Raw genomic sequence first — 25,874 nt, forward strand, 5'->3', positions numbered from 1 at the left:
CTAATCGGCAAAAAATAAAAAGACAAATAAATGAATACAGATGAAGTGAGCTCCCTTTTCGAGAAAACGCTGACGACTGCGCAGGAAATTATTTTCAGTCCTGGTTTTCTGTGGCAATTACTTGCTATCGGGCTTATCTATCTATTCGCTTTTATGATTGCCAAAACATTTCGTCGTCAAATTCCCTTCATGCATCATGCGCCTGAAGTGGGGGCGCATGCATTACGCGGTTTAGGGTATAAGCTGGGGGGTACCGTCTATCCGATTTTAGTGATCAGCTTTCTGAAACTTACCGCCACACTGGGGGAACGATACCAGCTCGATCCCTGGCTGTTAAAGATTGCTTTTATTATTGCTGTACTGATTTTTTTAAATTCTTTCATCCGGGCGTTTGTAGCTAGTCACACTGTGGCCTTATTTTTACGCTGGGTCGGGCTACCCATTGTTTTCTTGCATATGATAGGTGTGCTGCCTATCGTAAGAAGTGCGCTTGAATCAATTTCTATTGAAGTAGGTAATGTCGATATCTCTGCCTACGGCGTCGCGCGCGTGGTTATTTTTGGCGCGCTTTTATTCTGGTTAGGAAGAGCGTCAAACACGCTTGGTCAAGATATGATTCGTAGCCACAAAACCTTAGATATTACAACTAAGGAAGTTATGGCGAAACTGTTTGAAGTAGCATTGTTCTGCATCGCCTTTCTGCTGTTACTGAATATTATGGGTATTAATCTCACCGCGTTAGCGGTGTTTGGTGGCGCCGTCGGTGTAGGGTTAGGATTGGGTTTGCAGTCCATAGCTTCAAACTTTATATCAGGCATCATCATTCTGCTTGATCGTTCTCTGACAGTGGGCGATTTCGTTGAATTAGAAGAAGGGCCTAAGGGGTTTGTGCGCGAATTTAAGATGCGCTATGCCGTGGTAGAAACCTATGACGGTAAAGATATTCTAGTTCCAAATGAAAAGTTTATTAGCGGATTATTAATAAACTGGACGCATAAAGACCCTAAACAGCGTTACCGCATAGATTTTTGTGTTGCTTACAAAACCGATATTCGTGCGATGTGCGAGATTATAAAAGAAGCGGTGGCTGAACATCCCCAGGTAATTAGCGGAGACAATATTCCATTTGAGGAGCGTCCTGACTGCGAAATAGATAGCTTTGGCGACTCGGGCGTAAATATGTTTGTGGAATTCTGGATGGAAGGTATCGACGATGGGAAGAATCGGGTCGGTGGCGACTTATTGTTAATTGTTTTTGAAACACTACGCAAACATGGTATCGAAATCCCTTTTCCTCAACGCGAAGTCCGGGTACTGAACGAAAAACCACTTTCCTTCTCCAATACAACGCCTTAGCTCTGTACTGCTTTAATAGGGGGTTCAGGGCGGTCACCTGGGGCCTGAGGCATTCAATTTTGCTATAACCAGAGATACAAACCTTATAATTAATGCAATTGATATTGATTCTCATTTAATTTTTGGCATAATAGGCGCAGATTAAAGAATCAAGAATTAAACGTTAAAAATTAAGGGAATGGTTATGCCGAATAAAACACTTCTAACATTGTCTATCTCAAGCTTATTTTTGTTGTCTGCCTGTGGAGGCTCGTCTAACGATGACTCGACTACGCCGCCTCCCCCTGAGAATTCCGCACCCACTGATATCAGCTTGTCTGTGTCTGCGGTTGATGAAAATAGCAAGGGTGCGACAATTGGTACGCTTTCAGCTACTGACGCTGACAGTTCCGATACGTTTACCTATTCAACTGAGAGCGACAAATTTTCTATCAATGGTGATGTACTGTTGTTGGCCGAAGGTGTTGCATTAGATTACGAGCAAGACACGTCGGTTGGTGTTGACATAACCGTAACCGATTCCGCTGGGGCAACGTTTTCTAAAACACTGACTATCGAGGTAAATGATTTACTCGATTACTACGGTTTTGAAAGCGCCTTTGTAAATGGTGAATCTGCCGTGTCTTATAGCGGTCAGACTGCACGCCATCTCTTGATAAATGATTTAACTATTTTAATTGATAAAAAATTGGGTGATACCAATACATTCGATGCCGATATGCCATTTGTTAACCGCGATGCGGTGATCAGTTCATTAAATTCCTATTTTGATGTGTCTGACTATGCTGCGCTATCAGAACGTGATTTACTTACAACTACCGACCCAAAAGCAAAACAGCAAACCCTGGCAGAAGTGTCCTCTTCAGACAAGAACCTCACAGGGAAAATTGCTGGTAACGACCCAGTAGGTCAACACAAAGACTGGAGTACGGAATTCGCTGGCTGGGGTGCCGTTGGTAGCACTACCCCAGAAGGACTGGTAAGAACATTTTTCAATGAACTGGCTGATAACGCACAAACGCAACTTGATGGCGCCGTCCGCCAAGACCCGTTTGGTAACGATATCACCAAAATTTACCTTACTAATGATGGTCGCGACCTTAAGCAGTTAATCCAAAAATTCCTACTGATGTCTGTAGCCTATTCGCAAGGAACCGACGACTATCTGGATAACGATGTTGCTGGAAAGGGATTACTTTCGGACCATACAAACGCCGATGGAAACTTTACTGACTTAGAGCATCAATTTGATGAAGGCTTTGGCTACTTTGGTGCTGCTCGCGATTACCTTGCCTACACCGACGAAGAAATTGCTAAGAAGGGCGGACGCGAAGGCTGGCAGGGCTATCACGACACCGACAATGATGGTGTTATAGATTTTAAGTCAGAATTTAACTTTGGCCAGTCAAGTAACGCGGCGAAGCGGGATTTAGGCGCAACGACTGCAGTTGACCTAAGCGCTGAGGCAATGAATGCGTTCTTAGAAGGCAGAAAACTTCTAAATGAAACGGCCGGTACTGAGCTAACCGAAGAACAACGAGCGCAACTTTTAACGCATCGCAATACCGCTGTTGAAGCATGGGAAAAATCCATCGCTGCTACTGTGGTTCACTATATCAATGATACCACCACCGACTTGAAAGCGATTGGTAGCGATGATTTCAGCTATTCGGACCTTGCGAAACACTGGTCTGAAATGAAAGGCTTCGCGTTAGGTTTGCAGTTTAATCCTCGAAGTAAAGTGAGTAACGCAGATTTCATTAAACTGCATGACTTGATGGGCGATGCGCCCGTACTAAGCGGCGCAGCGGAAGTAAATGCCTATATAACGGCGCTTGCTCAGGCTCGTGATATTTTACAAAATGCTTACTCGTTCAGCGATGATGACGTGGCAAACTGGTAAATCCGTTCGAAATAAGAGATTAACATCAGCGAAGTCGTCTGCATAAGATGACTTCGTTTTTTGCGTTTTTGGAGAAGTATATGCGTCAACGATTAACGTTGAATCTAGCCACCATAGGTATCACTCTAGCCTTAACTGCGTGTGGTGAAAGTACAAGCAGTGAAACGGGCGCTCAATACGGCAATCCTTCAACGGCTCCCGTAGACAATAATTTTAACGAATCAGCATTAATCGTCTCAGTTGTCGATAATGTGCTGATACCTACTTATCAGTCTTTTGCTATAAAAGCAGATTCGTTACATCAGTCTGTCGATACTTATTGTAAGACACTCCGATCTTCCACTGACACACAGACCGCTCAAGTAGAGGTACAGGAAAGTTGGAAAGAGGCTATGAATCAATGGCAGTTAGCAGAAGTTATGCAGATTGGTCCTTTGGCTGAAAATGATTTCGCACTTCGCAATCGAATCTATTCGTGGCCTAACGTAAGTACGTGTGCCATTGACCAGGAAGTCGTTAAATCACAGGCTGATAATTATGACATCAGCACGCGCACGGCAAGTCGGCGCGGTTTGTACGCGTTGGAATATACGTTATTTAACCCTGACTTCAATCACACGTGCACCGTGGCCGGAACGGAACCTGATAATTGGGATAAATTGTCGGACCAACAGCGCCGCCAGGCACGGTGTGATTATGCCGAAATCGTTGCTTCTGATTTAGTTAACAATGCCAACACCCTCGTAACCGAATGGACGGGTGAGGCAGGCTACGGCGACGTATTGAAAGCAGCTGGTGAACCCGATAGTCGCTTTACCACTTCGTTAGCTGCGGTAAACGATATTTCAGATGCCATGTTCTATGTTAAAGAAGTCACTAAAGACGCCAAGATTGCCACCCCCGTAGGCATTTTCGCCAATGATTGTGGCACTTCCCCCTGTCCAGAAAACGCAGAATCGGCCTATGCCAATTATTCTTTAGAAAACATCATAGCTAATTTAAAGGCGCTCAAAACGCTTTTTCTAGGAGGCGAAGAATCACACACAGGGTTTGATGATTTTTTAACGGACGTAGGTGATACCGATACGGCCACACGTTTACGTGCCGATATTGATGCTGCTATTGAATACGCCGAAAGCATAAATGGTTCGTTCGCGTCTACGCTTCAAAACAATCCCGAACAGATTGAAAATTTACACGACGACGTTAAAAAAGTTACCGACACGATGAAAACGGATTTCATTGAAAGTCTGGCGTTAGAACTTCCAGCCACTTCTGCCGGCGATAATGATTAAGTAAAAAGTATTATGAATAAACAAACACTCTCACTACTTACGGCTGCTTTAGTCTTTAACATTAACTGTGCAAATGCTGATGACGCCTCTTCAATTGAACACATCAGCATAATTGGTAATCAACAACAGCTTGATACCGCCGCCGGCTCAGTCACGTTGATCGACGAAGCTGAACTGGAAAAGTTAGAATACGACGACATTGGCCGGGTCCTTGCTACTGTTCCCGGCGTGAATATTCGTCAGGAAGATGGCTATGGTCTGCGACCTAATATAGGTTTTCGTGGCGTAACGCCGGAAAGAAGTAAAAAAATTAATATCATGGAAGATGGTGTGCTCATCGGCCCCGCTCCCTACTCTGCGCCTGCTGCCTACTACTTTCCGATGTTAAGCAGAATGACCGCTATAGAAGTAACAAAGGGTCCATCCATGATTAAGTATGGTCCCAATACCGTTGCTGGCGCGTTAAATCTGATTACTCGCCAAGTGCCCACCGAACAAGCATTGGGATTAGATGTCGCGGCAGGTACCGACGGTTACTATAAAGGTCACGTGTATTATGGAAATGCGTCTGACAGATTAGGGTTTCTTGTTGAGGGCCTGACAGTGGCCAGCGATGGCTTTAAGGAGCTTGAGAATGGTGCCGATACTGGTTTTGACAAGCAAGACTATATGGCTAAAGTTCGCTATGACCTTAGTTCCGAGAAGTTTGATCAGTTTTTAGAAGTTAAGGCCGGTTTAGGTGAGGAGCAAAGTGACGAAACCTATGTAGGCTTGACTGACGAAGATTTTAGGTCAAATCCGTATCAGCGATACGCGGGTAGTCAGCTTGATAACATGGACTGGCAACATGACCAGCTTCAACTAACGCATTATATTGCGGGTAGCACCTTTGATCTCACTACACGGGTGTATCGCAATAACTTTGAACGGACATGGTACAAATTAAATGGATTCGCCAGCTCTTTAGGCGGTCAAATTCCTACTTTACTCGAATTGCTTACCCATCCAGAGGACGAACAACATCAGCGATATTACGAGGTATTGCGTGGTACCGCGGACAGTACCGTGCGCGAAAAGTTGGTGTTAGGTAACAATGACCGCGAATTTTTTTCTCAAGGGGTAGCGTTAGACGGCAAAGTGGATGTGGAGCTCTTCGGCTTTAACCATCAGTTGAGTGCCGGAATTCGTTGGCACGAAGATGAAATTCAGCGTAATCACACCGAAAACACTTACCTGATGCAAAGCGGTATGCTCGTCCAGACTGATGAAAACACGGTAGCCACCACGACGAACACGGAACGAACCGAAGCCACGTCTTTGTACATTTCTGATACCATTACTTTTGACAAGTTAACCCTGGGTGCCGGAGTCAGGGGCGAGCTAATTAAAGGCTTTTATCAGAACCGGACCCCTGGTTTTGAACAAGACTTCCAAGATAAAACCACCCGCATCTGGCTGCCAGGTATAAATGCCTACTATGCAGTCGATAATAACAATGGTGTATTCGGTGGTGTGCATCAAGGCTTTGTTCCAACCAGTCCTATTCAAGCCGCATCGGTAGAAGTAGAAAAAAGCGTTAATTACGAATTGGGTTGGCGTTATGTTGAGCGCTGGCAGCGTATGGAGCTGGTTGGCTTTTTTAATGATTATTCTAACCTGATTGAGTCATGTTCACAGTCCGCTGGTTGTGATACAGATTTAACGTTTGTTGCCGGACATGTGGACGTATATGGGCTGGAAGGCAGTTATCAACACAATCTATTTTTAGATAACGGTTGGCAAATTCCACTATCCGTCACCTATACGCATACTCAATCAGAATTCAAAGACTCGTTTTATTCTGGGTTTGAACAATGGGGCTATGTAGAAGCGGGTAACGCCGTTCCCTACTTAGCTGACAATATGCTGTCTGTTTCTGCGGGAGTAAAAGCCAGCCTTTTCGATATTACCTTAATTGTCAGTTACGCAGATAGCATGCCCGAGTCTGCGCAGACCATGCTCACAGGTAATAGTGGCGACAGTGCACTAGCAGGAAAAGAAACTGACGCCTTACTTAACATGGACGTGAGTGCTGGATATAATTTAAGCGACAATAGTCGTATCTACCTAAAGGTAGACAATCTGTTGGATGAGCAGGACATTGTCAGCCGTAGACCTTATGGCGCACGTCCCAGCAAAGCTAGACAGTTCCAGCTAGGCTACAAATATAATTTTTAGGTGTAAAAAAAAATGGACCTGCTATTGAATGAGTTACGACAATTAGCAAATTCGCTTTTTGACGCGAATAGCAGGCTATTTATCGGCTACCTTATCGGGGCTATCGTGTGCGCCGCGCTCGTCTTTATGGCGCAAAGCGACAAAAGGGGTTTAATCGCCCTCTCACAATTTTTGTTTCCGCGTAAACTATGGTGGCATCGTTCGGCCCGGCTCGATTACCAATTATTTGTGGTGAACCGCTTAATACGCGCATTGCTATGGGCCCCCATTGTGTTAACGATGGTCCCCATAGCACTTGGTGCTTCTGATTTACTGGAAGCTACATTCGGGCATATTCAGCCAATAACCACCCATCCCACGTTAGTATTGGCTAGCTTTACCCTGATTTTGTTTGTATTTGATGACTTCACTCGATTTTTACTCCACTACTTAATGCATAAGGTGCCTTTTTTATGGCATTACCATAAAGTGCATCATTCAGCGCAGGTTCTTACACCGATGACAATATATCGCTCGCACCCGTTGGAAAGCTTTTTATATGCATCTCGGATGGCTATCGCTCAAGGGTTGGCAGTGGGATTAAGTTATTTCTTGTTTGGTCCCGCCCTTTCAATGATAGACATTTTCGGTGCGAACTTATTCGTTTTTATTTTTAATGTATTTGGTTCAAACCTTCGCCACTCACACGTAAAGTGGCATTGGGGAAATCGTATTGAGAAATGGTTCATAAGCCCTGTTCAACATCAGATTCACCACAGCGCCCACAAACAGCATTTCGACAAAAATTTCGGCACCACACTCGCAATATGGGACAGATTATTTGGCACATTAGTCGTTTCGAAGAAAGGCCAAAAGCTAACATTTGGGCTGGGCAAAGGACAACAACCACATCGCAACCTTACCGATGCCTATCTACGTCCTATTACCGATCACTGGACCTCTGCAAAAAAATTCTCCCCTCCTAACGCTCCCGGGTCAAAACAGTCAGCATCTTCCGCCCAATAAAAACTAAGAAAAATAGGGGCCTTCCTATGTCTCCCCTCATAAGGTTCGTCAAAACTATGGCCGACCGTTGGTGACAGTTTAGCGTTGGGAAAGGATGTAAAGGCAGCGAATGATCTACGACAAAATTTTAAAAGAGCTGATAATGTACGCAGTACTGCTTGTTTCGAGCGTATATGTGCGGCGCTTAAGGATATTATCGACCCAGACTACTCCTCCATCACCACGCATAATTCCGAACAATACACTAAGCATAATAGCCTATGGCAACATTGCCGAATCTTTCACTTACTGCATTAAGGATACTCTCTGTTTTGGGGTGCTCGTCAGTGATACGTGGCTCCCTTTTAAAAGTGCGCGACGCCTGACCCCGAAATACTTAACGCTTAACGCCATCATATTGATAGGTATATCGGTGCACCTTGAGGCCTCGGTGTGAACATTAGGCACTCCATGGGGTCGTTACATTAATAGGTCGACGACCCCAAAATTGATATATCTGTCAGACGAGAGTGGGAAACTTTTCTGTTGACCAATGACACTAACGGTGCAGGTATTTCATAAAACGCGCCTTCTCGTATTTTTGAACCCTCTCTCACTACGGATAGCGACGGTAAAGTAACTGGACGTGGCATAGCGGGCATATATAACTTTATAACCAGAAAGATAAGGGCCCTCATTCAATTCGTTACTAACCATAAAACAAGGACAACATTACTCGTGTGCTTTTTTGGCATAGAGATTACTTTCTCTCAAGTTAGAAAGTATTTGCAGGGTTACTGTGTAAAGCCTGCAACATTTTTTCTCTGGCAGTTTACTTACCATTCAACAGCAGTTAGCTCCTTCTTCTGAAAATGAATAGTTATCATCCAGAAACATTAAATATAGGAGGTTAAACATTAAAAGCTGATCATGTTTTAGGCACACTACGCCCTCTGGTACGCGTCTTGAAATAGTTTATGTGTCGAAAATTGTAAAATACATAAGTAACAAAAGGAGAGACGTTATGAAGAAGACACTAACTGCAATCGCCGGTCTCGCGGCACTGTCATCTTTTACTACTTTTGCCCAAGTGCACAATGACAACGGCCTTGCTTATAACGAAGGCGTGTATGTTGGCGCTAACTACGGCTGGCTTCGTGTTGAAAGTGATGATGAATTCGATGACGACAAAGATGTCTGGCAAGGTGTTGTGGGTTATCGCTTCAACGAATATGTAGCACTGGAAGGTGGCTATATTAATTTTGGCGATTACGGTAACGGTGTAGCCGAAGCATCAACAGACGGGTTCACTACTGCTATTAAAGGTAGCTACCCGATAACAGATAAGTTTTCAGTTTATGGAAAACTCGGTCAACTGTGGTGGGAAACAGACTATCGTCTTGGTAATTTAAACGGTAAGTACGATGACGAGTCGCTTTTTGTCGGTGGTGGCGTTGCCTATGCAATCAATCCTCAGTTTTCAATTACTGCGGAATACACGGTTTATGATGCCGATTTAGATGCTGAAGATGCAGTGGAAGACATAGATGATACCAATTTTGACACTGACCTGAAGCAAGCCAGCATTGGTGTCGAATACCGATTCTAATGCAGATAATCGCCCCTACCCAGTCACCGTAGGGGCGTTAAACGCCTTTGCGGTATTTCTTCTGATACCTAAGTATCATTTTGCACTAACCTTTCCCCCCACCCTGTTCGTACTGGGCTGAAATACTCAGTCGTAGTCGCCTTAATATGAAACTTTGTACGTCTATACCCCATTTTAACTGCCACATGAATTTATCTTTTTCAAAGGATTAGTAAACATGGAACAAGTTCTCCCTTTTGGGGTGGCCGTTGCCATCGCATCTAATTTGATGGTGTGTTTATATTTTTTGATGCTCAACCGCTACCATCAAGAAAGCAAAGCATATCTTTTTTGGGCCTGCTCCTGTGGGTTATTTTCCCTAGGAGCATGCAGCCTCATAGCCGCTTTTCATTTGCAAGCTACTGCAATCCTGGTGCCTTTGGCCAGTGTGGTGTTACTTACCGCATGTTATTGCTTATTTATTGGTTTGAATAGTTTTGAGCTAACGAGCTCTTCTACGAAACAGGGAAAAAAAATAAATAAGTTTTATGTATTAGGGCTTGCTGCAATCGGCGCTTCATCCTTTTTTCCTCAAACTTTAAATGGCGTGACGTGCCTATTGATGGCGGCAATTCTGCTACTCACTGAAGGATGCTTTTGCAGAAGACGGACTCATGCTTTTGTTGGATACTCAGCGTTACGGGTTATTTTACTGGGGCATGCGGCGGTGATGTTAGTGCAAGGTTTTATACTTCTTAATCAACCTGCGACGATGAATGTCCAGTTATCAAGCCCTTGGATACAAGTTATGTTAACCACTCATTTGTTACTCACTATGGCTACAGCTTTGATTCTCCCCATGCTGGAGTTAACTCGAAAACAAATACATTGGGAACGTCTTGCCAATACCGATGAGCTTACTGGCGTGTTAAACCGAAGAGCTTTTCTCAAGCAGGTGAATTTATCAGTTAACTCAACATTTAAAACGTGTTTGTTGATGATTGATATAGACCACTTTAAGCGGATTAACGATAACTATGGCCATCAAGCAGGCGACGAAGTGTTAAAAAAGGTCGCGCGTAGCTTACATACCCACGTGCGCAATCAAGATGTGGTAGGTCGGTTAGGTGGAGAAGAGTTTGCGATACTTTTACCGGAGATTAACTATGATGAAGCGAAAAGTATAGCCGACAGAATATTAGTTGGGGTGGCCAACCAGATAATAGAGATAGACAGCCACCAACTGAATATTACGGTGAGTATCGGGGTGGCGTTTTCTCACCAGGGAGAAAAAGACTGGGACAGGTTGTACAGCTGTGCTGATAGTGCACTTTTCCAGGCAAAAGAGGGGGGCAGAAATTTGATTGCAGTTTATGACAAACCTTTATTGTTGACCGTGTGATACCTTACCCCCTGCTACGGCGGGGATAGATTGCCTCTACCCCGTCAATTGAGCTTTACTAATGATGCTGCCCTGCCCGCTCGTTGCGTCGGACAATCGCTTCGTCTATGGATACCTCGTGCTCAATCCAATAGCGGGCTTCTTGAAAATTGAATCCTTCTTTATGCCAGTCTTTCGCTTCCGGTAAGGAACTACCAAATTGCTTCCAACGGGTGGCAGTGATGGCATCAAATCCTGCTTCATCCCACTTTTGCGCTTGGTTCAAGGTAAACTTTCCTTGTTGCCACGCTTTTATTTCCCGTTCACTAAATTCTGCCCGCTGCCAATCTTTGTTGGCAGTGGCGTTAACATTGCCTATAACTAATGCCGTAGCGAGTACTGCTGAAGTTGGGAGCCAATATCTTCGCTTCATACCTTTACTCTCCTTAATATGCGGCCTATGCGCCGAATTAATAGAATTTCTCAATATCAAAACGTCTATATAGATACGGAATGTACGAAAATGTGATTTCTATTTTAGGAAAAAGTTTTGACAGTGAGAAAAAAATACAAAACATCACCTCTTACTTTCACTGCGCATAGGAAAACGCCCCCTCCTGCTTTTTCCAATTTTGCTTGAACGGCTTTATTCCCTTGTTGGTTTGTTATGTTTTCAAGCATAGCCCTGAGATGGAACAAATCCTGCACGCAGCAAGTGATTATCAGTTATTTCAGCGTGTGGCTAAAAAGGAGGCCGAATGTCCGCAATTAATTCCATTTTTCGGGAAGGAGAAAACTGTTGGGTGACTAGTCAAGTGGCTCATGCAGCTCCTTTGATAGATGGAGCAGACTACTATCGCGCACTGCATTCCTCAATCGTTAAAGCGAAGCACAGTATCTTTATCGTCGGATGGGACATTGATAGTCGCATCCGCTTACTGCATGGTGAAGACGAAAAACATGCTAAGGCGCCTTCAGTAATCAGTGATTTGCTCAAATGGAAAGCTGAGCAAAACCCTGATATTAAAATTTACTTACTCCGTTGGGATTCGTCATTAGCCTTTTTTTCCAGCCGCGAAATGTGGGCTAAAGAAGTGTGGGAAGAAAAAACCCCTGAGAATGTTGCGACCGAATTGGATGACACCATTCCCATGGGGGGGAGTCAGCATCAAAAAATTGCGTTGATTGATGATGAAATAGTTTTCTCTGGTGGTATGGATGTGTCCACTCACCGGTGGGATACGCGAGACCATCCTGTGGTATCCGAAGATCGCAAGGGGCCGGATGGGCCATATACCCCCCTTCACGATGTTCAAATGGTATCTTGTGGGCCCGTAGTCAAAGAATTTAGCAATCTTGTCCGCTGGCGCTGGGCGCGGGTGTCTGAGCAAAAATCTGTAGATATCAACGAAAATGCTATTACTGATATTGATGCAGACACGCCTGATACATGGCCGGATGGTGTAGAATCCTGGATGCACAAGTGTGATTGCGCGCTCGCCAGGACCATTCCTTTTATGGATGATGCAGAGCCTGTGCAGGAAGTACGCAAAATGCTACTCGATCTTATTTCGCAAGCAGAGCGCGTTATTTATATTGAGAATCAGTTTACTAGCCGCGTAGAAATAGCCGAGGCGTTAAACAAACGCTTGCGCGAGCGTCCTGACTTGAACGTTATTGTGGTGAGTTCCTATGAGCCTAAGGGCAAGTTTGAGTGTGAAGCATTTTGGGCTGGCCGAATAGATTTTAAACAAGCGCTTGAAAAGGACATCGATCCTGAACGCATAATTATGACCTATTCATCCATTGAAGATATCAAAGGAAGAAAGGCTTATAAACGAATTCATTCGAAAGTGATGAGTATTGACGATAAGTATCTGGTCATTGGTTCTTCCAATATAAGTAACCGATCCATGACGTTAGATACCGAACTGGATACTGTTTTATTTGGCAACAGCGAGCATAATCGCAAAGCTATTGCGCGGGTACGAGATGACTTATTAGCTGAACATACCGGTCGCGACGTCGAGAGCACCGCTGAGATAATGCGAGGCGAAAATCCCGCTCAGGGACTAATCCATGGTCAGATAGCTCATGGCTATGTGCTGACAGAAGTTCGAGACGAAGTGTTTACCGACCAGTCTGGTAAAAATTTTTTCAAAGCACTTTCCGACCCGGAAGAACCCCTTATTCCAGCTATTGAAGTCGCCAGCGAGAAGATTCCTCCGTTGCGAAATCCGCGCCGCCGTACAATTATGATTTTACTGGGTGTACTGGCACTCGCCGCTTTTGGTGGAGCGATTTGGTATGCCAGCCATTCCATTCCGTGGCTCAATGCAGAAAATATTAATGGCTTTCTAGAAAAAAGTCGGGGCACCTATTTTGCACTTCCAACTGTACTGATGGTGTACGTTGTAGGAGGTTTTCTTTTCTTCCCTGTAACTGTTTTGTCGCTCGCGGTGGCGGCGATTTTTGGCCCGATATGGGGACCTATATATGGCATGCTCGGCGCGTTACTCAGTTCAGCGTCGATGTTTGGCATTGGTTTGTTGTTGGGAAATGCCGGATTAAAGAAAGTTGGCGGACCAAAAGTTGAAGCTCTGGACAACAAATTAAAATCGACTGGTATTGTTGGGGTAGCAGCGATAAGAATGCTCCCTATTGCTCCTTTTAGCTTAGTTAATTTGGTGGCGGGCATATCGTCGATAACCCTTTGGCAGTTTCTTACCGGAACATTTTTAGGTATGTTCCCCCCGATGATCGCAAAAGGGTTAGTAGGTGATTCTATAACGCAGATATTTAAAAACCCTTCTCCTCAAACCATCGGCTATTTAGTGGGCGGCATTGTTCTATGGGGATTGATGATATGGGGCTCGCAGAAATTTGCTAAATGGTATCAGGCAAAAAAAGAAAAGGATAACAGTGAAGAATGTGTCGCATAGTTACCTATAATATCCACAGTGGAGTGGGCAACGACAAAAAACAGGACTATCGCCGAATCGGTAATTTTCTCGCTGAGAACGGCGCTGACATTGTATTGTTACAGGAAATGGATACCCGCCCAGAGAACAGGGAATTGGAACAAGATATTAAAGATATATGTGCAGATAAAGTATTTGTCCTTGCCCCCTCCCCTGCGCTAAACGAACAGAATGGCTGGTACGGAAATGCAGTACTCAGTCGTTATCCGATTATCAGTAATGAAACACTCGACGTAAGTCAGGATGGTTTTCAACCCCGAAACATACAAACCGTCGTCGTACAAACCCATAAGGGGCCCCTTACGGTTATCAATACGCATAAAGGGCTAAAAAAACGAGAGCGGCGCTCGCAATTTGCCCTTTTACATGAATATATTGAAGAACGCATGAAGTTACTGCCAAGCCCTTTGGTATTAGGCGGCGATTTTAATGAGTGGCAGTTTTTCACCTCGGCATTTAAGGCGTTGAACAACATTTTAAGGCCAACGCACGTCGGCGCTACGTTTCCGAGCAAATTCCCCCTATTTTCGCTAGACAGAATTTGGACCACACGAGATATAGTGGTGCACAAGTGCAAACGTATTAAAAATGGTAAAACGAAACTATTTTCAGATCATCTGCCCATTCAGTTAGATATGCAATTACCAAAACAGTAGTTGGCGACAGCTAATACAGAGGGCGCAAAAGTTGAAAAATTCTAACACTAATAGGACCCCCATAATTGCGCAGTCGGATTATTTTAACCTATTATTTTATGAACGTTTTTTTAGGTATTGTCTACACTTGCTGTAGACACATTTAAATGGCACCCATATGAATTATTTTTCTTCATCTCTTCGCGTTAAAATTATCACTATTCTGCTTATCGGTTTTGCATTACTGATGATAACAGGAGGGTATGGTCTTTCCTCATTGCGAACATCAGCACTTAATTACGAAAATACTATTGATACCGATGTCAGACATTTACAGCAGATAGGCGATATTAATGTGTCGTTTAAAACCCAGGTACAGGAGTGGAAGAACACCCTGCTCCGCGGTCATGATGACGAGAATCGCGAAAAATACTGGGGCCGCTTTAACCAGCGAGCTAAAGAGATAAGCTCGGAAGTGAGACGGTTAACCGCCGACATGCCGCCAAGTGCCGCGAGAGACAAGCTTACTCAATTTGGAAATAGTTATGGATCTATGATTATTGCATATCGACAAGGGTTCGATGCGTTTGTTAACAGTGGATATGACCCAAAAGTAGGCGATAAAGCTGTTTCAGGCATTGATCGTGAGCCAACAAAATTGTTGGTTGATTCGGTTGAACTCATGTATCAGCGGGTAGAAAACATCGCACGGGAGCTTGAAGAGGAAGCAGATCAAACATTTATCACCGCTCTTATTGCTATGTTAGTTATTATAGTGGCTACGGGCGTGGTAACAGTGTGGTTTTTTGACAAGCAGATTGTTTCCCCTATTCGTAAGACTACTCGTGTATCAACGCACCTGGCGAGGGGAGACTTTACCCATCCTGTCAATACCGAGCGTTCAGATCAAATTGGCGATTTGATGCGAAATGTAGAGAGGGTGCGCACTGATTTAGGAGGGCTAGTCAAAGACGTTTTATTTCGCTTAGATACCCTTGAACAATATATAGAACAGTCCGTTACTACATTAAATAGTATTGGCCGAGACATCAATAACAGTCATGAAAAATCAGTCTCTACACAAAATTTTCTTAACCGGCTGACTGATAACTCGAAAGATCTCAATCTACGGCTTAAAGAATCAGAAGAATATATCCAAAATACAGCCGAAAATATGGCCGAACGTATTGATACCTTCGAAAAAGGTACTTCGCTAATAGGTGAAGTGGACCTTGCCATGACAGATAGTCAGCAAAAAATTGCGTCACTGAAAGACGAGTCGCAAAAGATCACGACCATGATGTCTACCATCGAGGGAATTGCTGAGCAAACTAATTTGCTTGCGTTAAACGCAGCAATTGAGGCTGCTCGTGCCGGAGAATCCGGTCGCGGCTTTGCCGTCGTTGCGGATGAAGTAAGAAACTTAGCGCAAAAAACACAAGAATCTGCACGCGAGATCAATTCGACCGTTTCTTCTCTGTTAAGCAACATTGATGCGGCCGTAAGTAGTATTAACTCCAGTCTACAACTTACTTCACAAACAACGGGTCAGGTAAGTGAAATGATTGCGTTTATTCGCTCCACGCGTGAAATGCTGCAAACCCTCATACAGAATCAAACGCAGTTGTCTGACAGCATCGTGCAGCAAATAGATTCTTCTACCTATGTTTCCGACGAGGCATCTGAAGCGGTCATGGCTTCCGAGAAAACTCAAAAATCTAATCAGAACATGACTGAGACCATGGCCAAGCTAAATCTGGTAATTAGTGAAATAAGGGCATCTGCAGATAAGTTTATTGTTCCTAAATAGTCTTTGAATAAATGCAAAAACGCAAATGGAGGACATTTATATTTGGCCATTATGTTGTTTATTGAGTCCACCGAATCGTGAGCAGATGAAACTACATTCTGTTGACAAGCATACACATTTTTCGATTTTTCTGTACAGCTAAACGCGTTGAAAAATAATGGAATATTTTGAGTTTTGCACTAGTTTTAAAGTTCAATACCTTTTAGACGTTTTCAATTATTTCTTAATCCTAATGCAATGTCGTTATTGACATCATGAAAATTATTGAACGAGCGAAAGCAAAATTATGACTAAATTTTTAAATAATTTTTCCATATCTCAAAAACTTTTATTTACCGCAGGTCTGACCGCTTTTGCTTTTTTAATACTAATCCTTCTAATATTTTATGCCGTGTCTAAAAATGAGGAAATTAACTCTTCTCGTTATTTGTTAAGAAGTCTTGATGTTCATATGCTGACAATGCGCAGACATGAAAAAGATTTTCTGATGAGAGGAGATACGAAATACATACCTCGCCATCAAGAAACGTTTTACAGCTTTGAGAACACCCTTCGCGAATTAGAAGATAATTTAGCCGATTTGGATATAGACAAGAAAATAACGCAAACCATACATCAATCAATTTCACGATATCGAAACGCGTTTGAGAGAATGGTCTCTGTTTCGCAAAGAATCGGCTTAGATGAAAACACCGGCTTATTAGGCGAGCTAAGAGAGGCGGTAAAAACGGCTGAAAATCCTTTAAAAGAACTGAATCAAGATGCGTTATTAAAAGATATGTTAATGCTGCGTAGACACGAAAAGGACTTTCTCGCCCGCCTGGATCCAAAGTACATTTCCCGATTTAAAAATGACCATACCATTTTTTTAAATAGCCTGGAAAACAGCCCCATTCCAAACAGCCTCAAAGAGAAAATACGCCCTTTGATGGCTGAATACAAAGCTAAATTTTTAGCACTTGCCCTAGGTATGGAAGAAAAAGGCTATTCTCCTAATGAGGGTATTCGAGGTGAGATGCGCAACGCGGTTAGTACCACGGAGAAACAGATTGATGAAGCGGCACCGCTTCTTAATAGCGCCATTAACGATAAACAAATAGGACACAACTGGTTTGTTATCATAGTGGCGTTTATTCTAGTAGCGATAATTACTGCACTATTAATTGTAATCACCCGCGATATTTTAGCTGGCTTAAAAATCATAAAAGATAAAGTAGACACCATTACCGCTACCGGTGATTTCTCGCTGCGTATTCCAGTTAAGCGAGATGACGAATTAGGTCAAATAGGTAGTCAAATTAATATGTTGCTGGAAAATAACCAAGAAGCAATCCAGGACTCGAACCAGTTGCTAAGTGACGTAAGTCAACACAATTTTGGCAGCCGCATAACGGCAGATTATAAAGGCGATTTAGGGCTGTTAAAGTCTGGTGTGAATAATGCCGCCGATATTCTTGAGGGGGTAAGTAGTGAATTCATTTATTTAATTAACAGCTTATCTCAGGGGGAGTTTTCAATACGCGCTACGGATAAAATAGGTGCAGAGACAAAACAATCTGTTAACGATAGCCTAACCCAAATTCAAGTGGCCTTTAGCGATTTCAATAGAAGTATGGAGCAGCTTAGCCAAGGTAATTTTGATGTCCAGATTGAATCACAACTTCAAGGTGAATTCGAACGTCTGCGTGAGCAAATCAATTCAGCCACAACGGCTCTTTCTTCTTTATTTTCGGAAACAGGCGACGCCATTAACACCATTAAAAATGGTCGACTAACCCGTGCAATATCTACCGATAAACCTGGTCAATTTGGCGTACTGATGTCGGATCTGGAATCGTTACGCGTCAACCTATTAAACGTTCTAACGAATATAAAAAATACCGCTCTCGTAGTGGGAGATAATGCGGAGAAAATAGAACAACAGAGCGAACAGCTTAGTGAACAAATGGAAAAACAAGCTGCTAGCACGGAAGAAGCCAGTGCCAGCACAAACAATATCCGCGATCTAGTTGCTACTAATCGAAAACGAACTGACTTTATGCTACAAAAAAGTGCCGATTCTGCTGAAGTTGCCAAATCTTGTCAGACAATGATGCAGTCTTCAATTGAGGTCATGCATAAAATCAAAAAATCCTCAGAAGCGATTACTAACATAATAAGTGTAATTGATGAGATTTCTTTTCAAACAAACTTACTTGCTTTGAACGCTTCTGTTGAAGCCGCACGCGCGGGCGAACATGGAAGAGGATTTACTGTTGTTGCCAAAGAAGTTCAAAACCTTGCGCAGCGCTCTGCTGAAAGTGCCCAGAAAATCACTAAGTTAATTTCAGAAAGTTCACTTCGGGTGGCCGAAGGTGAAAAGAGTATACATAGTTCATCTCAGAAGATTAGTAGCGTGGTCGATATAGTCAACGGTTTGCAAGTAGAATTTGCAAAAATAAACCAAGACTTTATTGAACAACAAAATAGTCTAGAGGAAATGGTGCAAGTGATGACCACTATTGACCATGCCACCCAAACCAATGCCAGTGTCGTAGCGGAAACTAACCGTGCAGTAGAGTCTTTGGGTAACCAATCACAGGATATGCTTGAAGCTGTGACGTTTTTTCAGCTAGAAAAGAGGTAACCGTTTTATAAAGTCGTTACCTTTTCAAACTAAGCGTGCTGGTAATCCATTAATCGTCTTTTATACGAACAATGTATTGTTTGCCTTGACCGTATCTGGGCCGGAAGTTATAGCGAATGAAACCGCATACGGATAAACGCGGTATACGCCAGCAACGTTACTCATAAATTGTATTAGTGTGATAACCAAGGGAGCGTGTCGGTCTAATTACCAAGCGATTTTGACGTATCCCTTCATGGTGACGAAAGTCTCGACCTCCTCAACGCCCAGTCATCGTGACGAAAGTCGCGCCCGCCCAACGCCCCGTCATCGTGACGAAAGTCACGACCTCCTCAAATATTCACACGTTCTTTAATAACAAGCATTAAACGCTAAGGGTTCTTTCGAGCAAGTTTGCAGGATTTTCTGAGGTGTTTAGGAGATTGTGACGTGCGTCACAATGACGAGTTTTTTAGTTACGTCAGCCACGATCCTACAACCCCGTGATCGTAACAAAAATCGCTACTTCTCCCGAAAATCCGTCATCTTGACGAAAGTCGCGACCTCCCTGAACACCCCGCCCCCGTAACAGGTGGCCTTTACTTTTATCTCTTACACCTACCCTAATTCGAATCACGAAATAATAGTGGCATACAAATCTTCCCAATCGGGATTAAACTCTGTAATTAGCTGGTTCTTCCATGCCCGCCTCCAGTTCTTAAGCCGCTTCTCTCTTAAAATAGCATCCGGCATGGTCATATATTGTTCAAAATAGACCAGCTTCTCTAGATTATATTTTGAAGTAAAACCTTTTACATGTTTGTTTTTGTGCTGGTAAATTCGTTGTGGCAAGTTGCTCGTTACGCCTATGTATAGCGTTGTATTATAATTGTTAGTAATAATATAAAGTGCTGGCGACTTCATCCTCGATGTCCTTCTCGATTTAACAAAGACCTAAATGTACGTGGGTTTGGTGGCTATACAAAGGACAGTTTTTGGTCTCCGCTCAGGAGCTTTCGAGCAAGTTTGCAGGATTTTCTGAGGCGTTTAGGAGATTGTGACGTGCGTCACAATGACGAGTTTTTTAGTTACGTCAGCCACGATCCTACAACCCCGTGATCGTAACAAAAATCGCTACTTACGCGAAAATCCGTCATCGTGACGAATGTCTCGCCCCCCCAACGCCCCGTCATCATGACGAAAGTCACGACCTCCTCAAATATCCGCAAATTTTTTAATAACAAGCATTAATCGTTGGTGATACTTTGGAGCAAGTTTGCAGGATTTTCTGAGGTGTTTAGGAGATTGTGACGTGCGTCACAATGACGAGTTTTTTAGTTACATCAGCCACGATCTTACAACCCCGTGATCGTAACAAAAATCGCTACTTACGCGAAAATCCGTCATCGTGACGAAAGTCGCGCCCCCCCAACGCCCCGTCATCGTGACGAAAGTCACGACCTCCTCAAATATCCGCAAATTTTTTAATAACACGCATTAAACGCTGGTGATACTATGGAGCAAGTTTGCAGGATTTTCTGAGGTGTTTAGGAGATTGTGATGTGCGTCACAATGACGAGTTTTTTAGTTACATCAGCCACGAATCCGTAATGCCGTCATCGCGACGAGTTTTTAAATTGCGCCAGCTGCGATGCTCCCCCTTCATCGTGACGAGTTATCTAACTGTTTATCCAATTATGCCTCTATATTCTATTACCTTTACCTTTATTATTGACTAAGGTGATCATTCGTTGAGCAATATCATTAATTGGTAAGCTTTCACACTGGGCTTCAAGCCGATCAGCTTCTTTTGGCATGCCATACACTACACACGTTGCCTCATTTTGTGTGATGGTATAGCCACCCGCCTGCTTAATACTGTGCATTCCTTGTGCCCCATCCTTACCCATTCCAGTTAATAAACAGGCGATAGTATTTTCCTTTACCTGCTTAGCTAAGCTTTCAAACATCTCATCAACCGAGGGTTTATGTCCTGTCACCTTTTCCCCGTCATCTAATCTGATTCGGTAATCTGCGCCACTTTTTTGAATCATTAAGTGCCGATCACCCGGTGCCAGGTAAGCATGTCCTAGGAGCAATCTCTCACCGTCCTTAGCTTCTGACACTGTCATAGCGCTTAACCCGTCCAGCCGTTTAGCAAACGATGTTGTGAATTGGGGCGGAATATGTTGGGTTATAATAATTGCTGGGAACGAGGCGGGTAAAAGGGTTACAATATTTTTAATCGCCTCCGTACCACCTGTACTTGCGCCTATTCCTACGATTAGTTCGGTGCCTCGATAATTTAACGAAGCGAGCGGTTGGCGTTCTTTACCCGCAGTTAATTTTTTTACTTTCACGCCTGCCGCCATTCGCACCTTTGATACAATTAAAGACGCGAAGCTTTGCAGGCCCTTTGCTACATCCACTTTTGGTTTAGGAACAAAATCGACAGCCCCTAAGCTCAATGCGGTGATTGTGGCGTCTGCTCCAGCCTCAGTTAATGTGGAAATCATCACCACCGGAGTGGGCGCGGCTTTCATTAGCCTATCCAAAAAGGTAATGCCATCTACTTTAGGCATTTCAATATCTAACGTAATTACATCAGGTTTTAGTTTCTTTACGTGCTCGCGGGCTACAAAAGCATCTTGCGCGGTAGCGACGACTTCAATATCGGGTTCACTGTTTAATATTTTTTGCAGCATACTGCGGATAAGGGCTGAGTCATCTACAATCAGTACCTTAATCATAATGAAGCCTTACTCAAAAAGTTCCACTTCGCCTGCCCCATGAAATTGAAGCAATTTAACTTTATATTCACTTTCACGCTCAAAGATGGTGCTGTTATGCATTCGTTTAAGCTTTTTCACTTTCACTTCCCCTGTGTGAGTGAAGAAATACACTTTACGTGGATACTCGCCCAATAGGTCTGAGGCAACAATGGGAATCTGTTCAGTACGCAAGAAGTCGGTGACAAAATCAGCGTTGCGTTCTCCAACATTAGCTACCGTTAACCCCCGCAATACGTTTCCGCCTCCAAAAACTTTTGCTTCAAGCCGAGAACGTGCCGCACCTCTTTTCATCAACTCATTGGTCAATACCTCCATAGCATAGCTGCCATAGCGGGCTGAATCGGAATCCTGTTCTATCCCACCCTCGTCATACGGCAGTAAAAAGTGGTTCATTCCTCCAACTTTTGCGATTGGATCCCGCAAGCACACTGACACGCACGAACCCAATACTGTTACAATCAACAGTTCTGCTGAAGTTGCATAATATTCACCGGGAAGAATTTTTACCGCCTGACATTGAAAATGTCGGTCGAAATATCTGTTAGACTGATTTAATTGGTCGACTTTCAACGTTGCTCCTTAACTTGATAAATCGTACGGCCGATGGATTTGTAGTCATTAGTTAGTTGCGAAAAGCCCTCTGAGTGTCCCGCGATATAAATACCGTTGGGAGCCAGGTAAGTAGAAAATTTCTTTAATAGCTGCGCTTGGGTCGGTTTATCAAAATAAATCATTACATTGCGGCAAAACACTACATCAATCTTCTTTTTTATCTGCCATTTTGGATCGAGCAGATTTTGCCGAAAAAATTTCACTGTCCGCGCGACTGCGGGCTTTACTCTGACATTACCGGCATTGGTTCCTTTCCCTCGATCAAAAAACGCTTTAAGGTACCCATCAGAGACAGTATTTATTGCTGTTAGCGGATACTCCCCCCTCTTCGCTTTTTCTAACATCCTACTATCAATGTCGGAGGCCATTACGGAAATATTGTGATTGATGCTGCCACGGGCATCAATGCAGGTCATTGCAATAGAGTAAGGTTCCTCACCGGAACTTGAAGCAGCACACCAGATGGTTAAGGGTTGAGAATTTTCTTGTAGAAACTCTTTCAGAAAATCAAAGTGATGCGATTCCCGAAAAAAAGATGTCAGGTTTGTCGTCAAAGCATTAACAAACTCTTCAGTTTCATCTTTCTCATTTTTTATAACTTGCAAATATTCATCAAAGGAGTGCAACCCCAATTGACGGATACGGCGAGACAAACGGCTATAGACCATTTTGTCTTTCGACTCTACCAGCTTAATACCCGTTAGTTTATAGAGTAGTGTCCTAACTGCGTCAAAATTTTCCTTGGTATAACCAAACTCTATGCCCATACCCGATTAGAAATTTTCCCACTCATCATCGTCGTCGGCCAACCCTTCAACTGTGGAGGGTGGAGGAGTGTTAATTTTGACCCGCTCCTTTTTAGGCGCCCCTAATTCTGGACGTGCCAAAGTGGTTGCCTTACTTCTTACTGCTCCATCTGACTCATCAACACTAAAATTCGACACCCTTTGGAGTAACTCGGAAGCTTGACTGCTCAAGTTTTCCGCCGCAGCCGCCGACTCTTCTACCAGCGCCGCATTTTGTTGGGTCATTTCATCCATTTGCGTAACCGCGCGATTTATTTCGTCAATTCCGTTTGCCTGCTCCGCAGAAGCTGCCGCAATTTCAGACATGATGTCGTTTACGCGCTTAATCGATACAACAATGTTCCCCATGGTGTCACCGGATTGTGTGACTAAGGTATTACCACTTTCTATTTTGTCGACCGATTCGGAGATCAGTTCTTTGATATCTTTCGCAGCATTGGCAGAGCGTTGAGCTAGGGTACGTACTTCTGTAGCAACTACTGCAAATCCTCTGCCCTGTTCACCCGCTCGCGCGGCTTCTACTGCCGCATTTAAAGCGAGGATATTGGTTTGAAACGCAATACCATCAATAACACTAATAATATCTTCAATTTTTTTGGCAGATTCATTAATGGCAGACATGGTATCCACCACTTTAGAAATAAGTGCACCACCTTCCTCTGCGACTGTAGCTGATTCCAAAGCCAAGTTGTTAGCTTGTTTAGCGTTTTCTGCGTTTAGTTGTACGGTGCTCGTCATTTCTTCCATGCTAGAAGCGGTTTCTTCGAGATTGGCTGCTTGTTGTTCGGTACGGGTGGATAGATCAGAATTTCCCTTCGCAATTTCAGATGACATGTCATTAATCGAATCACAACCATGTTTTATGCTGGCTATAGTCTCATTCAACTCACTAATAAAGTAATTAATTGATTCGACCAACTCTTTAAAGTCGGCATCAGCGCTGTCTTCTAATCTGGCTGTGAGTTCACCTTGCGATAGACTTGTCATTGCGGCTTTAATATCACTAATTGTACGAGCTCGTGGCGTGATATCAGTAGCAAATTCAACCACTTTTACGACGTTGCCTTCAGGGTCCAATATAGGGTTGTATGACGCTTGTAACCAAACAGCTTTTCCTCCTTTGGCTACGCGTTCGAATTCCCCTATTTTAAGTTCGCCCCTGGCAAGCTCTTCCCAAAATGTTGAGTATGTCTGGCTATTTTTAGTTTTCGAGTTGGTAAACATGCTGTGGTGTTTACCTTTAATTTCGTTAATTGAGTAACCCATGGTATTGATAAAGTTTTCATTCGCTTCGACAATGGTTCCGTCAGGCGTAAATTCGATTATCGCTTGCGATCGATCTAACGCATCTAACATTCCGGTTTTGACAAGTAAATCAGTATGATCGACCCACTCCACCATTATTAAGCGTTCGCCGGAAGAAGGATCGTGTAAAGGTGTGAGGGTTAAATTGAAAGTTGACTGACCAATTGCTATTTGTGAATCAATTTCACGATCAAGGTTTTCAAGTCTGGTACCATCAGAAACAACTTTTTGTAAAATAGGCGTGATATTTTGCTTTTCCAGATGATTGCCGTCGAAATTTGTCATCACTTTGTGCATGTCTGCTTCATTGTCTTTGAGTAATGCTTTGACGGCACTGTTGGCATAGGTTACGACCCCCTCTGAAGAGGTTAACATTATCCCGTTGGGTGTCGTATCAAGTGCTAGCTTTCCGGTTTTGGCCTCTCGCGCACTTTGGGCAAAATCACGAAGTTGCTGGGTTAGCTCTTTTAACGCTTGCTCAATTTTTCCAATTTCGTCCCCACGAGTAACATTGATTTCAGTGGAATAGTCGCCCTTGGCAAAGCGTTCCAATACCATAACAGTGTAATTCACCCCCTTGGTGACAGAGGTCGCCACCGCCAGCAAAAGTGTCAATGTTATGGCTGAAAGCACTAAAATAACAATAAACTCCCACATGAGGGTCATGCTATAAGTGCTTTGCAGCTCTTTAAGTTCATCCGATAATAGGGCAATATTACGCTGGTTTACTTCATAGTATTCGCCAATTATGCCGGTAAATTCTGAGAAAAATTGGTCGGAAGGGTAATTCACTGGAGCATTATCAGTAATTATCTCTCTTTCGACCAAAGTAAGCGCATTGTTTACTTGATTATTGAGCTGACTATTTTCGGCAATAGCCTTAGAAACCTCTCTTGATTCAATAATTCGCATTGAATAAGCGCGAAGATAAAACTCTACATTAGAATTCAGCCTCCCCAGCGCATTTTTATCGACGTTACTTGCGCTACTTTTAAGTAATACCTGTGCTCCCATGCCTCGAACTTTTCCTAAAGCGTCCGTTAACTGGGGAAGATCCACGAAACTGGCGAGACTCAAGTTATAAGCTAATTCCGAAGGAACATATACTAGTTCAAAATCTGTAATAAGCCGCTCGTTAAATCGATAGATGGACGAGATAAGTTCAGAGCTCTCATCAAAGGTTTCTGCACTATTTTGGGTAGCCGATAATTTGGTTCTCATGTTCTGCCAAGTACGCTGTATCTCATCGATGCGACGATGCAGTTTGGGAATGTCGCTGAATGAATTTAACGCCACTTTTAGCTGGCTAATTTTATCGCTGACTTCCCTCGCTTTAGCTTGCCTTGGGCCAAGTGCGGCACCTTCACCGCTTAAGTGTCTTGCTGATAACCCTCTATATTCAGCAACGGCTTTAGCCAGCAGTGTAACGTCTTCTGCAATAGGGACCCCTTTGATAGCGTGCTCAATTTTATCCAATGTCTCAGAGGCGACTTTATAAAATGAAATAGCGGGAATTAATATCACGATGGCAGTTATCACAGCCAGCGCTATTAGTTTCATACGGATAGAAATATTATTGAACCAACGAGTGCCAGTCATGATAC

Annotated in this window: 17 protein-coding genes; 11 read left to right on the forward strand and 6 right to left on the reverse strand. The window is 43.4% G+C overall.

The window, feature by feature from the left end; all coding sequences use genetic code 11:
* Positions 1-30 precede the first annotated feature (30 nt).
* The 7 genes from OPS28_RS14310 to OPS28_RS14340 all read left to right on the forward strand — a co-directional run bounded on the left by OPS28_RS14310 (position 31) and on the right by OPS28_RS14340 (position 10,745).
* A complete protein-coding gene (locus OPS28_RS14310) occupies positions 31-1,356 on the forward strand; it encodes a mechanosensitive ion channel family protein (protein WP_265610147.1) in 1,326 nt (441 codons plus the stop codon).
* A gap of 184 nt (positions 1,357-1,540) precedes the next feature.
* Entirely contained in the window at positions 1,541-3,259 is a 1,719-nt protein-coding gene (locus OPS28_RS14315; protein ID WP_265610148.1) for a DUF4856 domain-containing protein, read from the forward strand.
* Between the two features lie 80 nt (positions 3,260-3,339).
* Complete coding sequence (locus OPS28_RS14320) at positions 3,340-4,554, forward strand: imelysin family protein (RefSeq protein WP_265610149.1); 1,215 nt, start codon at positions 3,340-3,342, stop codon at positions 4,552-4,554.
* Positions 4,555-4,566: 12 nt separating this feature from the next.
* Positions 4,567-6,771, forward strand: coding sequence for a TonB-dependent receptor family protein (locus tag OPS28_RS14325; RefSeq protein WP_265610150.1), 2,205 nt, complete (start codon positions 4,567-4,569; stop codon positions 6,769-6,771).
* A 12-nt stretch (positions 6,772-6,783) separates the two neighbouring features.
* Positions 6,784-7,776 (forward strand): sterol desaturase family protein, encoded by a 993-nt coding sequence (locus OPS28_RS14330; protein WP_265610151.1) that lies wholly within the window; start codon positions 6,784-6,786, stop codon positions 7,774-7,776.
* Between the two features lie 1,003 nt (positions 7,777-8,779).
* The gene (locus OPS28_RS14335; RefSeq protein ID WP_265610152.1) at positions 8,780-9,364 is read left to right on the forward strand and encodes a porin family protein; all 585 of its coding nucleotides are present in this window, start codon (positions 8,780-8,782) and stop codon (positions 9,362-9,364) included.
* 217 nt (positions 9,365-9,581) lie between these two features.
* Complete coding sequence (locus OPS28_RS14340) at positions 9,582-10,745, forward strand: GGDEF domain-containing protein (RefSeq protein ID WP_265610153.1); 1,164 nt, start codon at positions 9,582-9,584, stop codon at positions 10,743-10,745.
* A gap of 58 nt (positions 10,746-10,803) precedes the next feature.
* On the opposite strand, the gene OPS28_RS14345 is transcribed toward OPS28_RS14340, so the two are convergent.
* Positions 10,804-11,157 carry a hypothetical protein gene (locus tag OPS28_RS14345; RefSeq protein ID WP_265610154.1) on the reverse strand — a complete coding sequence of 118 codons (354 nt, stop codon included), beginning with the start codon at positions 11,155-11,157 and terminating at the stop codon, positions 10,804-10,806.
* 325 nt (positions 11,158-11,482) lie between these two features.
* Here OPS28_RS14345 and OPS28_RS14350 point away from each other — a divergent pair, with 325 nt between their 5' ends.
* From OPS28_RS14350 to OPS28_RS14365, 4 genes are all read left to right on the forward strand, one after another.
* Positions 11,483-13,666, forward strand: a complete 2,184-nt coding sequence (locus OPS28_RS14350) for a VTT domain-containing protein (protein ID WP_265610155.1) — start codon at positions 11,483-11,485, stop codon at positions 13,664-13,666.
* The gene (locus OPS28_RS14355) at positions 13,654-14,361 is read left to right on the forward strand and encodes an endonuclease/exonuclease/phosphatase family protein (RefSeq protein ID WP_265610156.1); all 708 of its coding nucleotides are present in this window, start codon (positions 13,654-13,656) and stop codon (positions 14,359-14,361) included. Before OPS28_RS14350 ends, OPS28_RS14355 begins: the two co-directional genes overlap by 13 nt.
* A gap of 157 nt (positions 14,362-14,518) precedes the next feature.
* Complete coding sequence (locus tag OPS28_RS14360) at positions 14,519-16,150, forward strand: methyl-accepting chemotaxis protein (protein ID WP_265610157.1); 1,632 nt, start codon at positions 14,519-14,521, stop codon at positions 16,148-16,150.
* Between the two features lie 286 nt (positions 16,151-16,436).
* Positions 16,437-18,776, forward strand: a complete 2,340-nt coding sequence (locus OPS28_RS14365) for a methyl-accepting chemotaxis protein (RefSeq protein ID WP_265610158.1) — start codon at positions 16,437-16,439, stop codon at positions 18,774-18,776.
* A gap of 612 nt (positions 18,777-19,388) precedes the next feature.
* On the opposite strand, the gene OPS28_RS14370 is transcribed toward OPS28_RS14365, so the two are convergent.
* From OPS28_RS14370 to OPS28_RS14390, 5 genes are all read right to left on the reverse strand, one after another.
* Positions 19,389-19,679, reverse strand: a complete 291-nt coding sequence (locus tag OPS28_RS14370) for a GIY-YIG nuclease family protein (protein ID WP_265610159.1) — start codon at positions 19,677-19,679, stop codon at positions 19,389-19,391.
* 779 nt (positions 19,680-20,458) lie between these two features.
* Positions 20,459-21,508: a protein-glutamate methylesterase/protein-glutamine glutaminase gene (locus tag OPS28_RS14375; protein WP_442864004.1), complete on the reverse strand. Its 1,050-nt coding sequence runs from the start codon at positions 21,506-21,508 to the stop codon at positions 20,459-20,461.
* A gap of 6 nt (positions 21,509-21,514) precedes the next feature.
* The gene (gene cheD / locus OPS28_RS14380; protein WP_265610161.1) at positions 21,515-22,117 is read right to left on the reverse strand and encodes a chemoreceptor glutamine deamidase CheD; all 603 of its coding nucleotides are present in this window, start codon (positions 22,115-22,117) and stop codon (positions 21,515-21,517) included.
* Entirely contained in the window at positions 22,114-22,926 is an 813-nt protein-coding gene (locus OPS28_RS14385; RefSeq protein WP_442864003.1) for a CheR family methyltransferase, read from the reverse strand. The genes cheD and OPS28_RS14385 overlap by 4 nt, the downstream gene beginning before the upstream one ends.
* Positions 22,927-22,932: 6 nt before the next feature.
* Positions 22,933-25,869 (reverse strand): methyl-accepting chemotaxis protein, encoded by a 2,937-nt coding sequence (locus OPS28_RS14390; RefSeq protein ID WP_265610162.1) that lies wholly within the window; start codon positions 25,867-25,869, stop codon positions 22,933-22,935.
* Positions 25,870-25,874 lie beyond the last annotated feature (5 nt).

The sequence above is a fragment of the Alteromonas sp. ASW11-130 genome (genome assembly GCF_026183735.1).
GTDB lineage: Bacteria > Pseudomonadota > Gammaproteobacteria > Enterobacterales > Alteromonadaceae > Alteromonas.